The sequence below is a fragment of the Microbacterium paludicola genome (assembly GCF_039529675.1).
Classification (GTDB): Bacteria; Actinomycetota; Actinomycetes; order Actinomycetales; family Microbacteriaceae; genus Microbacterium; species Microbacterium paludicola.
Genome location: NZ_BAAANG010000001.1, coordinates 103,170 through 116,419, shown reverse-complemented (window position 1 = coordinate 116,419; position 13,250 = coordinate 103,170). Strand labels below are relative to the sequence as shown.

16 protein-coding genes are annotated in these 13,250 nt (G+C 72.4%); 8 read left to right on the top strand and 8 right to left on the bottom strand.

The window, feature by feature from the left end:
- Window positions 1–48: 48 nt before the first annotated feature.
- Window positions 49–1,431, top strand: coding sequence for a flavin monoamine oxidase family protein (locus ABD161_RS00590; protein WP_343999104.1), 1,383 nt, complete (start codon window positions 49–51; stop codon window positions 1,429–1,431).
- Here the strand turns inward: ABD161_RS00590 and ABD161_RS00585 are convergent.
- The 3 genes from ABD161_RS00585 to ABD161_RS00575 form a co-directional block, all read right to left on the bottom strand.
- Window positions 1,402–2,127 carry a Pr6Pr family membrane protein gene (locus tag ABD161_RS00585; protein ID WP_343998695.1) on the bottom strand — a complete coding sequence of 242 codons (726 nt, stop codon included), beginning with the start codon at window positions 2,125–2,127 and terminating at the stop codon, window positions 1,402–1,404. The genes ABD161_RS00590 and ABD161_RS00585 overlap by 30 nt on opposite strands.
- A 108-nt stretch (window positions 2,128–2,235) precedes the next feature.
- The gene (locus tag ABD161_RS00580; RefSeq protein ID WP_343998693.1) at window positions 2,236–2,535 is read right to left on the bottom strand and encodes a Dabb family protein; all 300 of its coding nucleotides are present in this window, start codon (window positions 2,533–2,535) and stop codon (window positions 2,236–2,238) included.
- 18 nt (window positions 2,536–2,553) lie between these two features.
- Entirely contained in the window at window positions 2,554–3,378 is an 825-nt protein-coding gene (locus tag ABD161_RS00575; protein ID WP_343998691.1) for an SDR family oxidoreductase, read from the bottom strand.
- Window positions 3,379–3,570: 192 nt separating this feature from the next.
- On the opposite strand from ABD161_RS00575, the gene ABD161_RS00570 reads away from it, so the two are divergent.
- From ABD161_RS00570 to ABD161_RS00555, 4 genes are all read left to right on the top strand, one after another.
- A complete protein-coding gene (locus tag ABD161_RS00570) occupies window positions 3,571–4,311 on the top strand; it encodes a 3-oxoacid CoA-transferase subunit A (RefSeq protein ID WP_343998690.1) in 741 nt (246 codons plus the stop codon).
- Window positions 4,312–4,316: 5 nt separating this feature from the next.
- Window positions 4,317–4,991 carry a 3-oxoacid CoA-transferase subunit B gene (locus tag ABD161_RS00565; RefSeq protein WP_343998689.1) on the top strand — a complete coding sequence of 225 codons (675 nt, stop codon included), beginning with the start codon at window positions 4,317–4,319 and terminating at the stop codon, window positions 4,989–4,991.
- Between the two features lie 128 nt (window positions 4,992–5,119).
- Window positions 5,120–6,286: a thiolase family protein gene (locus tag ABD161_RS00560; RefSeq protein WP_343998688.1), complete on the top strand. Its 1,167-nt coding sequence runs from the start codon at window positions 5,120–5,122 to the stop codon at window positions 6,284–6,286.
- 64 nt (window positions 6,287–6,350) lie between these two features.
- Window positions 6,351–7,064 carry an IclR family transcriptional regulator domain-containing protein gene (locus ABD161_RS00555; RefSeq protein WP_343998687.1) on the top strand — a complete coding sequence of 238 codons (714 nt, stop codon included), beginning with the start codon at window positions 6,351–6,353 and terminating at the stop codon, window positions 7,062–7,064.
- Window positions 7,065–7,075: 11 nt separating this feature from the next.
- On the opposite strand, the gene ABD161_RS00550 is transcribed toward ABD161_RS00555, so the two are convergent.
- The 3 genes from ABD161_RS00550 to ABD161_RS00540 form a co-directional block, all read right to left on the bottom strand.
- The gene (locus tag ABD161_RS00550; protein WP_343998685.1) at window positions 7,076–7,771 is read right to left on the bottom strand and encodes a VOC family protein; all 696 of its coding nucleotides are present in this window, start codon (window positions 7,769–7,771) and stop codon (window positions 7,076–7,078) included.
- A gap of 16 nt (window positions 7,772–7,787) precedes the next feature.
- Window positions 7,788–8,000, bottom strand: coding sequence for a dodecin (locus ABD161_RS00545; protein WP_135114660.1), 213 nt, complete (start codon window positions 7,998–8,000; stop codon window positions 7,788–7,790).
- 90 nt (window positions 8,001–8,090) lie between these two features.
- Complete coding sequence (locus ABD161_RS00540; RefSeq protein WP_343998682.1) at window positions 8,091–9,530, bottom strand: MFS transporter; 1,440 nt, start codon at window positions 9,528–9,530, stop codon at window positions 8,091–8,093.
- Between the two features lie 140 nt (window positions 9,531–9,670).
- On the opposite strand from ABD161_RS00540, the gene ABD161_RS00535 reads away from it, so the two are divergent.
- Genes ABD161_RS00535 through ABD161_RS00525 form a run of 3 tightly spaced genes read left to right on the top strand, consistent with a single transcriptional unit; the run spans window position 9,671 to window position 11,660 of the window.
- A complete protein-coding gene (locus tag ABD161_RS00535; RefSeq protein ID WP_135114662.1) occupies window positions 9,671–10,363 on the top strand; it encodes a GNAT family N-acetyltransferase in 693 nt (230 codons plus the stop codon).
- On the top strand, window positions 10,363–10,755 hold the full coding sequence (locus ABD161_RS00530; protein ID WP_343998680.1) for a hypothetical protein: 393 nt from the start codon (window positions 10,363–10,365) through the stop codon (window positions 10,753–10,755). Before ABD161_RS00535 ends, ABD161_RS00530 begins: the two co-directional genes overlap by 1 nt.
- Window positions 10,752–11,660 (top strand): neutral zinc metallopeptidase, encoded by a 909-nt coding sequence (locus ABD161_RS00525; RefSeq protein WP_343998678.1) that lies wholly within the window; start codon window positions 10,752–10,754, stop codon window positions 11,658–11,660. Before ABD161_RS00530 ends, ABD161_RS00525 begins: the two co-directional genes overlap by 4 nt.
- Window positions 11,661–11,704: 44 nt before the next feature.
- Here ABD161_RS00525 and ABD161_RS00520 read toward each other — a convergent pair whose 3' ends face one another.
- Both ABD161_RS00520 and ABD161_RS00515 read right to left on the bottom strand, forming a co-directional pair.
- Complete coding sequence (locus ABD161_RS00520) at window positions 11,705–12,490, bottom strand: LLM class flavin-dependent oxidoreductase (protein WP_135114664.1); 786 nt, start codon at window positions 12,488–12,490, stop codon at window positions 11,705–11,707.
- A gap of 42 nt (window positions 12,491–12,532) precedes the next feature.
- Window positions 12,533–13,135 (bottom strand): GrpB family protein, encoded by a 603-nt coding sequence (locus ABD161_RS00515; protein WP_343998676.1) that lies wholly within the window; start codon window positions 13,133–13,135, stop codon window positions 12,533–12,535.
- Between the last annotated feature and the right edge of the window lie 115 nt (window positions 13,136–13,250).

The window sequence follows — 13,250 nt, the reverse complement described above, 5'->3', positions numbered from 1 at the left end:
GTGAGGCCGGGCGCCATGCGCGCGACCTGCGGATAGGGTGGCGTGACGATGGGGATCTCGCGACGCACCTTCTTCGTCGGCGCCGGCGCCGGTGCCGTCGCCGTCCTGCTCGCATCCTGCACGGGCGAGACGCCCGCGCCGCCGCCCTCGTCCGCGCCCCCGACGACCGCGCCGACGCCCACGGGCTCCGCCATCCCGACGGCCGCACCGCTTGTGCCGGCGGCGTTCGCGCGCAGCGCGTGGGCGGCCGACCCGTACGCGCGCGGAGCGGCGAGCTTCACGCCGCACGGCGCGAGCACCGACGATCGCGCGACGCTCGCCGAGCCCGTGGCCGACCGCGTGTTCTTCGCCGGTGAGGCGACCTGGCACCAGCCCGGCACGCTGTCGGCGGCCCTGCGCTCGGGCGAGCGCGTGGCCGACGACGTGCGGGCGGCCGCCTCGGAGGGCGAGCGCATCGCCGTGGTCGGGGCGGGCCTCGCGGGCGCGGTCGCCGCGCGCCGTCTTGTGCAGTCCGGGTTCGAGGTGAGCGTGATCGAGGCGCGCGGCCGGGTGGGCGGCCGGCTCCACGCGCTCGCCGACGACTCCTGGCCCGTGCCCCCGCAGCTCGGCGGATGGCTGCTCACCGACGAGGACGGCGAGCTCGCGTCGAGGCTCGCGGCGCTCGAGATCGAGACCGAGCCCCTCGAGGGGGAGGCGGCGATGTCGGGCGACGGAGAGGTGGACGCGCCGCCGGCGGGTCCTGTCGAGGCCGCGATCGCGTGGGCGCAGCCGCGGGCCGCCGATCCCGCGCTCGCGGAGGCGCTCGTCGAGTCGGGGGCGGATCCCGAGGCGCCGGCCACCGCCGCCTTCCTGGCGCTGCTCGCCGCGACCACCGGAGCCGATGCGGCTGACCTCTCGAGTTGGTTCCCGCCCGAGCTTCCCGCCCGGGAGCCGACCGCGATCACGTCCGACGCCGCGGCCCTGATCGAGTCGCTCGTCCAGGACATCCAGGTCGCGCGCTCGACCACGGTCGTGGGCGTCGTCTACGACGACTCGGGTGTGAGCCTGCGGCTCGGCACGGGCGAGGCCATCTCCGTCGACCGGGTCGTGCTGACCGTGCCGCTCGGCGTGCTGCAGGACGAGGGGATCGAGTTCGAGCCGCCGCTGCCGTTCTCGCACCGCGGGGCGATCGCGGCGCTCGGCATGGGCGACATCGAGACCATCTGGCTGCGGTTCGACGAGGACTTCTGGCAGACCGACGCCGCGCTCTGGCACGTCGTCGACGGCGACGCCGCCATCCGCACCTGGATCAATCTGAAGCCCGCGACCGGCGAGAACATCCTCGTCGGCCGGATCGGCGGGGCCGCGGCACGCGAGTTCGCGGAGCTGTCCGACGAGGATGCGGTGGCGCGGGCGGTCGCGTCACTCGAGCTGTTCCGCCCCCCGGCCTGATCCTGCCGCGGCCCGTCGCCTTCGCCGCGCATGGTGGCGCCGGCTGAGCAGCACGAGCGTCACCGAGACGATCGCGAAGACGCCGAGGGCGGCCCCGCTCGTGAGCAGGAACTCGGGAGGCCCGCTCACCTGGCGCAGATCGAGGAAGTAGTACGGGTACCAGCCGATCACCGAGCCGCGCCACATCGTCAACGCGCCCCAGAGCACCGGATACGTCAGCACGATCGGCACCACCCGCCACGGCGCGGGACGCCTACCCGCGGCGAAGGCCCAGTCGACGAGGGCCAGCGCGGGCACCCAGAAATGAAGCAGCTGGTCCGACCAGGGCACGTCGATCCGGATGGCGCGTTCCCCCGCCTGCCACACGAGGAACCCGAACACGATCCCCGCCGTGGTCGTCCAGCTGAGGGCGATCGTGCGGGCCATCGTCAGCCACGGCGGATCCGTCATCCGGTGCAGCGCGTCGACGCCCGAGATGATCCAGACGCACGCGAACAGGATGTTCGACTCCATCGTCAGGTAGGCGAGGAAGTTCGCTCCTGCGATCGTGTTGGAGCTCAGCCCCCAGAACAGCCGGTGCACGAGCGCGACCACGCAGATCGCCGCGATGGTCAGGCGGATCCAGCCGGTGACGGCCGGATGCCACCAGCTGAGTGCGGCCAGGTGCTGCCACCTGCGGGTCGGGCGGGCTGTCACCGTCGGGGCGCTCTCCGATCCGGCGCTCGGGTGCGCGCCCTCCGTCGAGTCTATGAGCCGCGTCGCGGCGGCCTCACGGGCACTGGCGCGCCGGGACCGCCGGTGCGGTCAGGCGTGGTCGACGAAGTCGTACTCCTGGAACCGCGCCACCTCGGTCGTCCACCGCTGCTCGACGAACCCGACGTGCGCGGGGTAGGCGTTGTAGGCGTCATAAGCGGCCCGGTCGGCGAACCGCATGCTGAACTGCCAGCGCAGGTCGCTCTTCGGGCTGACCTGCTCGCGCACCGTGAAGTCCTCCACGCCGGGGATCCCGGTCAGGATGCGCCGTCCGTCCTCCAGGAAGCGCGCCTCCTCGGGCGAACCGGCGGCGTGGGCGAGCGTGAAGACGACGGTGTGCAGGATGGCCATGCCCGCCAGCGTAGAGCCTCAGATCCGGCGCCAGTCGTCGCTCTCCAGGGCCGCGCCCGCCATCGGCCCCATCTGCAGCATGCCGCCGTCGACGGGCCAGGATGCGCCGGTGACATAGGACGAGGCCGGCGAGGCCAGGAACGCGATCACGGCGGCGATCTCCTCGGGCACGCCGGGGCGGCCGAGCGGGATGCCGGGGCGATGCGTCTGCGCGGCCTGCGCCGGGTCGATGTCGGTCATCGGCGTGGCGACGAGCCCCGGTGCGACGGCGTTGACGGTGATCCCGTGCTCGGCGAGCTCGATCGCCATGGTCTTGAGCAGGCCGCCGAGGCCGTGCTTGGCGGCGTCGTAGGCCGAGGATCCCATCAGCGGCTGGTGCTCGTGCACGCTCGTGACGCCGATGATCCGTCCGCCGCGGCCCTTCGAGACCATCAGCCGCGCGGCGCGCTGCATGACGACGAACGCGCCCTCGAGGTCGGTCGTCACGACGCGGCGCCATCCCTCGAGGTCCACGTCGAGGAACGGCACGCTGTCGCCGGTGCCGGCGTTGTTGACGAAGACGTCGACCCCGCCGAGCTCCTCGGCCAGCCGGTCGATCACGTCGCCGCAGCCGGGGACGTTCCTCAGGTCGAGCTGCGCCACGACGGCCTTGCGGCCCTCGGCCTCGACGAGGCGGGCGGTCTCGCGGGCGCCCTCCTCGTCGGAGTGCCACGTGACGCCCACGTCGAGGCCCGCACGGGCGAGGGCCACGGCCGTCGCCCGGCCGATGCCCGAGTCGGATGCGGTCACGATCGCCGTGCCCGGCTGGAAGGTCAGGGGTTCGGTGGTCGGCTCGTTGGTCACTTCGGCTCACTCCGTTCGCTCGATGCATCGCGTGTCCCTGCATTCCATCCGGACCCGGTGTCATCCGGAACCGCCTTGACAATGTGCGACGCGACCCGCCCTGGCGCGTCCCCGGCCTTGCGGGCTACGCTGTGTGCGTCACGCGCACGAGTGTTCGCAAAGCGAACAACGCGAAACCAGCAAGGGAGCCGGATGATCGACAAGACCGTCGCGAGCGTCGAGGACGCGGTCGCGGGGATCGAGGACGGCTCGACGATCATGATCGGCGGGTTCGGACGGGCCGGGCAGCCCGTCGAGCTGATCGACGCACTCATCGCGCACGGCGCATCCGACCTCACCATCGTGAACAACAACGCCGGCAACGGCGACACGGGCCTCGCGGCGCTGCTCGCGGCGAAGCGCGTGCGCAGGATCATCTGCTCGTTCCCGCGGCAGAGCGACTCGTGGGTGTTCGACGGCCTGTACCGGGCGGGGGAGATCGAGCTCGAGCTCGTGCCGCAGGGCAACCTCGCCGAGCGCATCCGCGCCGCCGGGGCCGGCATCGGCGCGTTCTTCTCGCCGACGGGTGTGGGCACACAGCTCGCCGAGGGCAAGGAGGAGCGCGAGATCGACGGCCGGCGCTACGTGCTCGAGTATCCGATCCGCGCCGACTACGCGCTGATCAGCGCCCTCAAGGGCGACCGCTGGGGCAACCTCGTCTACCGCGAGACCGCGCGCAACTTCGGCCCGATCATGGCGACCGCGGCCGCCACCACGATCGTGCAGGTCGACGAGACGGTCGAGCTCGGTGCGCTCGACCCCGAGGCCGTCATCACGCCCGGGATCTTCGTCGACCGCGTGGTCGCGGTCGGACAGCGCCGCTGGCTGCGTGACGGCGCCTTCGTCGGCGGCGTCGACATCGAGGGCCGCCCGCTCGAGACGCAGGAGGCGTGAGCAGCATGTCCACCCGGATCAGCCGCGACGACCTCGCGGCGCGCATCGCCGCCGACATCCCCGAGGGGTCGTACGTGAACCTCGGCATCGGCGCCCCGACCCTTGTCGCGAACTTCCTTCCCGCCGACCAGGAGATCATCCTGCACACCGAGAACGGCCTGCTCGGGATGGGACAGGCTCCGGAGCCCGACCGCATCGATCCGGATCTCATCAACGCCGGCAAGCAGCCCGTCACCGCACAGCCGGGAGCGGCGTACTTCCACCACGCCGACTCGTTCGCGATGATGCGCGGCGGTCACCTCGACGTGTGTGTGCTCGGCGCGTTCCAGGTGTCGCAGGGCGGCGACCTGGCGAACTGGTCGACGGGCGCGCCCGGGGCGATCCCGGCCGTCGGCGGGGCGATGGACCTCGCCATCGGCGCGAAGCAGGTGTTCGTCATGACCGACCTGCTCACGAAGCAGGGCGAGTCGAAGCTCGTTGCCGAGTGCACGTATCCGCTCACGGGAGTCGGATGCGTGACGCGCGTCTACACGGATCACGCCGTCTTCGACGTGACCGAGAACGGCTTCCGCGTGCGCGAGCTGTTCGGCGACAACACTGTCGACGGGCTCGAGCAGCTCACCGGCCTGACCCTCACCCCACCGGTCGTTGAGCGAGCGAAGAGGCGAGCGCCGTTCTGAGCGAGCGGAGCGAGCCGAAGTATCGAAACGCAGCACTCGCGAACGACTTCCACACCGTAGGCAGTCCGGGCCGTTTCGACTCGGTCGTTCCTCCCTCGCTCAACGAACGAGGGGAGAGGAGAAGAGCAATGACAAGCACATTCATCTACGACGCCGTCCGCACCCCGTTCGGCAAGGCCGCCGGCGCGCTGTCGGGCGTGCGGCCCGACGACCTCGCCGCCACGGTGATGCGCGCCGCGGTCGAGCGCACCGGGCTCGACCCCGCGCTCATCGAGGACGTGATCTTCGGCGACGCCAACCAGGCGGGCGAGGACAACCGCAACGTGGCGCGTTTCGGCGCGCTGCTCGCCGGGTTCCCGGTCACGGTTCCCGGCGTGACCGTCAACCGGCTCTGCGGATCGTCCGTCGAGGCGGTCATCCAGGGATCCCGCGCGATCGAGGCGGGCGATCACCGGATCATCCTGACCGGCGGCGTCGAGTCGATGAGCCGCGCGCCGTACGTCGTCGAGAAGGCGGCGAAGCCCTTCCCGGCGGTCGGCAACCAGATGATGTGGAACACGGCCATCGGCTGGCGGATGACCAACCGCGCGCTGCCGACGGAGTGGACGATCTCCAACGGCGAGAGCGCCGAGAAGCTCGCGGCGATCTACGACATCTCGCGGGAGGACCAGGATGCGTTCGCCGTGCGCAGCCACGAGTTCGCCGCCAGGGCGTGGGCCGAGGGAATGTACAACGCCGAGATCGTGCAGGTCGAGGGCGCCGAGCTGGCGCGCGACGAGGGGATCCGCGACGGCTCGACCGTCGAGAAGCTGGCCGGGCTGAAGGCGCTGTTCGCGAAGGACGGCACGGTCACGGCCGGCAACTCGTCGTCCATCAACGACGGGGCGTCGGCGGTGCTGCTCGGTGCGGAGGGCGCGATCGACGTCGAGCCGCTCGCGCGCATCGCGGGTCGCGGCGTGCACGGGAACGAGCCGGATGTGTTCGGCGTCGCGCCCGTCGAGGCCGCGAACAAGGCCCTCGCCCGGGCGGGGAAGACGTGGGCGGATGTCGACATCGTCGAGCTGAACGAGGCGTTCGCGTCGCAGAGCCTCGCGTGCATCCGGCAGTGGGACATCGACCCCGAGAAGGTGAACGTCCACGGCGGCGCGATCGCCATCGGCCATCCGCTCGGCGCATCCGGCGGCCGCATCATCGGCCATGCCGCCCACGAGCTCAAGCGCCGCGGCGGCGGCGTCGCGGTCGCCACCCTCTGCATCGGGGTCGGCCAGGGCCTCGCAGTGGTGCTGGAGCGATGAGGATTCTCCACCCCCTCCGTTCGCTGAGCGAGGAGCTCCGGCGACGAGTCGAAACGCCGCACGGATGAGCGACCTCGACCCCCGTGAGTACGTGCAGTCGTTCGCGCGCGGGCTGACGGTCATCCGGGCGTTCGACGCGGATCATCCGCGCCTCACGCTCAGCGAGGTCGCCGCCCGTGCCGAGGTCACCCGCGCCGCGGCCCGGCGTTTCCTGATCACGCTCGAGCACCTCGGGTACGTGCGCAGCCGCCGGCGCCGTTTCGAGCTGACCCCGCGCGTGCTCGAGCTCGGCTTCAGCTACCTCTCCGCACTGTCTCTACCCGAGGTGGTGCAGCCGCACCTCGAGCGGCTTTCCCGCGAGGTGGGGGAGAGCGTGTCGGCCGCGGTGCTCGACGGCGACGACATCGTCTACGTCGCGCGCGTGCCCGTGCGCAGGATCCTCAGCGTCGGGATCCAGATCGGCACCCGGTTCCCCGCGCGCGACACGAGCATGGGCCGCGTGCTGCTCGCCGCCCTCGCCGAACGCCCCGCCGACCAGGAGTTCGCCGCCGAGCTCGATCAGATCGCCGACCAGGGCTGGGCGATCGTCGAGGCGGGGCTCGAGCCGGGGCTGCGCTCGGTCGCGGCCCCGGTGCACGGCCGCGACGGCCGCGTCGTCGCCGCCGTGAACATCCCGACGTCAGCGAGCCTCGTGCCGCTCGAACGGCTGCGCGCCGAGCACCTTCCCGCGCTGCTGCGCACCACGGCCGCGATCGACGCCGAGCTGCGCCACCTCTGAGGGCTGCGCGGTCAGCCGCGGCGGACGGTGAACTCGCCGCCGTCCGGATCCGTCAGCCAGACGGCGCCATCCCGCCGGCCGAGGAACCGCGCGCCGAAGTCGATCAGGCGTTCGACCGCCGCGTCGGCGTCGGAGGCGACCAGGTCGAAGCGCTGGCGGGTGCCGCCGACGTCGGGCGGCGCGTCCTCGCCGTCCCACGCGATCTTGGTGCCGCCGTGTGGCGACTGGATGGCGAGCTGCTCGCCCTCGTCCCACACCACCGCCCAGCCGAGGGCGTCGCGCCAGAAGGTCGCGCCGGCGCGCGTGCCCTCGCACGTGACCTCGCCGAGAGGCCCGCAGCCGTCGAGGTAGGCGTTGCCGGGTTCGATGAGGCAGAAGTCGTAGCCGGCGGCGTCCGACATGTAGACGATGTGCCCGGGCGGCGGCGGCTTCGTCCCGCGCCTGCGCCCGCCAAGGCGCAGCGCCCTCTCCAGCGTGTGCCGCTGGACGTCGACGGTCGCACTCGTCACGTGCACGTGGAGGCGGTCGGGGGCGGCGTCGGGCGTCATCACCTGGACGAAGCGGATCCCGACCTGCGTCTCGTCACCCGGAACGAGCATCCCGCCCGGCTCCTCCAGAGCCTCCCGGCCGAGCAAGCCGGCCCAGAACGCGCCGGCAGCGCGGGGGTCCTCGGCCTCGAAGGCCACCGCCTCGAGCCGCAGGCTCACGCGCGGCCCCGGGGCGTCACGCGGGGTCCTCCAGGCGGAAGCCCACCTTCAGGGTCACCTGGAAGTGCAGCACCCCCGTGCTGTCGGCGTGGCCGCGCGTGGACACCACCTCGAACCACTCGATGTTGCGCACTGTCGCGGCCGCGCGCTCGAGGGCGCTGCGGATCGCCGCATCCGTTCCCTCCGGCGATGAGCCGACGATCTCGCTGACGCTGTAGGTGTGAGACATCCTCGTCCTCCATCCCGCCCGCCCGGCGGCGGACCTCCGTCCCGACAGTCTGCTCCGCCGCGTCGCCGAGCGGAACCGGCAGGACGCGGATCAGTCGCGGTCGGGGATCGACGCGTGCTCGATGTGCGGGTGACGCGGGATGAGCAGCGAGAGCACGCACGCGCCGACCGCGGCTGCGGCACCGAGCCAGAAGCAGACCACGAACGCGTCGGTACTCGGCACGGCGACGCCGCCGACGTTCACGGTGAGCGCCGCGAGGACCGCGGCCATCACCGCCGAGGCGACCGAGGTTCCGAGCGAGCGGAACAGCGCGTTGATGCCGTTGGAGGCGCCGGTCTCGTGCGACGGCACGGCGCGCATGATGAGCATCGGCATCGCCGCGAAGCTGAAGCCGACCCCCACGCCGATCAGGATGTTCGCGACCAGCAGGTGCCACACCTCGCTCGACCACAGCAGCAGGAACACGTAGGAGACCCCCACCGCTCCCGTGCCGAACGCGAGCATAAACCGCGCGCCGAGGGTGCGCTCGAGCCAGCCGGACAGCGGCGAGATGACGAGCATCACGAGGCCGGACGGCATCACGATCAGCGCCGAGACGAACATCGTCTGCCCGAGCCCCGCGCCCGATTCGACGGGCAGCTCGAGCATCTGGGGCAGCGTCACGTTGGTGCCGAACAGTGAGAAGCCCATGCCGATCGCGGCGAGGTTCGTGAAGAGCACGGTCGGCCGCGCGGCGACGCGCAGGTCGAGAAGCGGGTCGGCGGAGCGCAGCTGGTACCAGCCCCACAGGAGCAGGATCAGGATCCCGCCGATCCCGGATCCGAGCGTTGCCGGCGACAGCCATCCCCAGTCGGCGCCGCGGGAGATCGCGAGCAGCACGCCGACGAGCCCCGCCGCGAGCCCGGCGGCGCCGACGAAGTCGAACCTGCCGGGGGTGCGCAGCGTGCTCGGCGGCACGAACAGCGCCACCAGCACAAGCGCCACGACGCCGAGGGCTGCGGCGAGCCAGAACAGCAGGTGCCAGTTCAGGTGCTCGACGATCAGGGCGCTCACCGGCAGGCCCACCGCGCCGCCGACCCCCATGGTGGCGCTCATCAGGGCGACCGCGGTGCCGAGGCGGGCGGGCGGCAGGATGTCGCGCATGATCGCGATGCCCAGCGGGATCACGCCCGTCGTGGCGCCCTGCAGCGCGCGCCCGATGATGACACCGCCGATCCCACCCGCAAGCGCCGCGACGAGAGAGCCGGCGATCAGGAGGCCGATCAGCACCAGCACGATCCGGCGCTTGCCGTACATGTCGCCGAGCCGGCCGGAGATCGGCGTCGCGCAGGCGGCCACGAGCAGCGTGATGGTCACGACCCAGGCCGTGTCGTCGCGGTCGGCGTTCAGCAGGTGCGGAAGCTCGGCCTGGATCGGCACGACGAGCGTGAACATGTAGGCCGAGCAGAGGCCCGTGAACGCCAGCACGCCGACCGTCAGCCACTTCGGGGTGGAGGTCGTCAGCGCGCGTCTGTCATCTCGTCCACCCATCTCGCCAGGCTATCGGCGGTCAGAGGGGCAGGGCTCGGCCGGGCGGGACCGGGGGTGGGCCTTCCGCGATCCCGGGGCCGTCGGACGTCCTCCGCTCGCCCGCGCGTGCGACCGCCTGCGAAAAGCACGAGACTGATCCCATGCGAACCATCCGCGACCTCGACACGGTAGAGCTCATCATCCAGGCGCAGGACCTGTTCGACTCGCTGCGTCGGTCCGAGCGCACGATCGACGCGGGGACGCTCCGCGCCCTGCAGCAGTCGGGCAACTACGTGGTCGGTCTGTTCGACGGCGACGGCGACGAGCAGCACATGGTCGGCGCGTCGATCGCCTTCTTCGGCGCTCCCGGCCGGCGCACGATGCACTCGCACATCACCGCCCTGCTGCCCGAGTACCGCGGCCGCGGCTGGGGCCGCGAGCTCAAGGAGCACCAGCGCCAGTGGGCGTTCTCGCGCGAGGTCGGCAACATCACCTGGACGTTCGACCCGCTCGTCGCCCGCAACGCGCACTTCTTCCTCACCGTTCTCGGCGCGCGGGTGACCGGCTACGCCGTCAACCAGTACGGGATCTTCGGCGGCGGCGACGCGGGCGATGAGAGCGACCGCCTCGACGTGGAGTGGGCCCTCGCGGACATCGCCAAGCCTCCCGCGGAGGAGGACGTCGTCGCCACGGTCGAGATCCCGGGCGACGTCGAGACGATGCGTGTGGATGACCCGGCCGCCGCGCATGAATGGCGCACGGCCCTGCGCGGCCAGATGGAGGAGCAGTTCGGCCGCGGGCTGAAGATCGCGGGCTTCGACAGCGCCCGCGGATATCTGTTCGTGCGCGCCTGATGCTCGGGCCCGACTGGATCCCGCACCGCCGCGGGATGGATCGCGAGCTGATCGGCTGGATCCGCCCCGAGGGTGACCAGTGGGTCGCGGTCTCGCTGTTCGGCGCCGACGTGAGCGGTCCGCTCGACTGGGTCGAGGCGGAGGAGGCCCTCGAGGCGATCGGTCTCTCCTGGCTCGCCGAGCCGTGGATGCTCGAGCGGGACGGCGCGGATGCCGTCCGGGTCCGGATCGTGGACGTCTCGCCGGCGACGCTCGACGGGCCGGGACGGGTCGTCGTGAAGACCGAGGACTGGGGTGCGATCGACGTGCCGTACGAGACGCACGAGCTGCCCTGGCCCCCGGCGCGGCTGCGCCCGCTGCGGCCCGGGGAGGGCGCGTCACCCTGGGGATGAGCGCCGCCGTTGACGCGCCGGGCGCGACGTGGCTCGATAGTCGCATGCGGGATCCGCGACGGCGCGGAGGGCGTGCTGCCCTGGTGCTTCTCGGGGTGCTCGTGCTCGTCGGATGCGCCCCGGCACTGCCGTCGCTGTCGCCGTCCGCGGCGGGCGGTTCGCCGGGCCCCACGGGGCTGCCCGAGTCGCAGGCGCCCGACGGCGTCGTCCCCGGCCGGCTCCCCCCGCCGCTCGTCATCGCCCACGAGGTGCCGTATCCCTCGGGCACGCTGTTCGATCCGGTCCGGGATGACGCGGTGACGTACCTGACGCGGTCGCCCATCCTGGCCCAGAGCCTCGCCCCGTTCTCGTGTGAGCTCTCGACGATCTCGCCGCGGGATCAGGCGCAGGTGCGCGTCCTGGGGGTGGAGGCGGTCGCCTGCCTCGACAGGGCCTACCGGCCGCTCGTCGAGGCGGCGGGATTCGAGTTCACCTCCCCGGTGCTCGAGTTCTCGGAGATCTCCTGCGGCGAGAACAGCTCGACGGGCGAGTACTGCGTCGACACGGCGGCGATCTTCCTCGATGCGCAGCACGTGCTCGGGCAGTACGGCGACACGCGCCTCGGGCCGCTGTGGGTCGTCGCCCACGAGTACGCGCATCACCTGCAGGGGCTCGCTGGCCTGTGGGACGCGCGACTCGCCACCCTCGCCGCCGGTGTCGACGACCTCGAGGCGAACCGCCGTTTCGAGCTGCAGGCGACGTGCCTCGGGGCGCAGGCCCTCGCCGCGTGGGATCAGGCGGGCTGGAGTGGACAGGACGCCGAGGAGTTCGCCCGGCAGTTCGGACCGACACCGACACCGACACCCACGGAACGGGCGAGTCGAACCTGTCGTGGATCGCCACCGGCTTGTCCAGCGGCGAGCTGATCGCCTGCGACACCTGGTCGGCCCGCCCGGCCGACGTCGACTGACTACGCCAGGGCGTCGAGCAGGGGCCGCGGATCGGGCGCGTCGAACGTGCCGTGGAACGCGACCGCGTCGGCCCCGGCTGCGGCGAGTTCCTCCGCGCGCGCCCGAAGCACACCGCGCAGGTCGGGCTGGGCGGGATCGACCTCGGCATACGTGATCACGCGGGGGAGACCGTCGCGACCGGATGCGGCGCGGCCCTCCTCGACGATCGCGCGTGCGGAGCGGAGCGCCTCGGCGTCGGTGTCGCCCACGAGCAGCACGCCGTCGGCGAGCTCGCCCGCGAGGCGCAGGGTCTTCTCCCGAGTGGCGCCGAGCACCAGCTCGGGCGGCGCCTGCGGGGCCCAGTCGAGCGCGACGCCGTCGAGCTTCACGTAGCGGCCGTCGGCATCCACCTTCTCGCCGTCGAGCAGCGCCCGCACCGCCGTTGTGTACTCGCGCAGCAGCGTGAGCGGCGACTCGGCGCGCGCACCCACCTGCCCCATCCAGTCGAGCACGCCGTGCCCGAGCCCAGCGATCACGCGCCCGGGTGCGAGGCGCTCGAGCGTCGCGAGCTCCATCGCCGCGAGCGCCGGATTGCGCAGCGGCACCGGCAGCAGCCCGATGCCGACCTTCACGCGCTCGCTCCACGCGAGGGCCGCCGCCGCGGTGGCGATGCCGCCCTCCGAGAAGCAGTCCTCCCAGAGCCACAGCTCGGCGACGTCGGTCGCGTCGACCGCTTCGACGATCTCGCGCAGCGCCTCCGGCGGCGACTGCGGACGGAAGATGACACCGAGGGTGGGGAGGCTCATGCCGTCATCCTGACAGCGGGGACCGACATCCGACAGGCCTGGTCAGGCGAGCCCGGCGGCGCGGAAGGCGCGCGCGTAGATGTCGCGGATGACCGCCTGCTTGCGCGCGTTGTATTCCATCACCGTCTCGCCCTCGGCGTTCGCCTGTCCTGCGGCGGCGCGCTTCGTCTCGGCGTAGAGGGCGCGGTCGGCGGCGTCGCGGCGCAGGTGATCGCCGAAGACGCGGTGCTTCCAGGGCTCGGGCGCATCCGGCCCGAACACGTGGAGGTTGCAGCGCGGCTGCGCGAGACGCAGGCACCGATGCTCGTACCACCACGGCTCGCGCACCGTCAGCATGAATCCCGCGTCCTGGAGCGCGGGGAGCCAGGCGGGCTCGTCGGCCGGATCGGCGACGATCAGGTCGATGTCGATGATCGGCTTGGCGGGCAGCCCCGGAACCGAGGTCGAGCCCACGTGCAGGATGTCGAGCGCTCGGGGCCCGAGCGTGGCGCGGATGCGCGCGGCGAGCTCGGCGTACACCTCGGGCCATGCCGGGTCGGGCTCGACGATGGCGATGTGCTCGGCGACCGGCGGTACGACCCAGGGCGACAGCCCGGCGGGCGGCTCGCCGTCGAAGAAGGTCGTGATGTCTCGCGCCGTCGCCATCCGGTCACTCTAGCGACGCGAGGGCGCCGGGCCGCGGGATCCCAGCGCCGGCGGCGGGCACGCGCGGGGCACGAACTAGGATTGGGGTATCCGCGCGCCTCTCGGTGCGCCACCT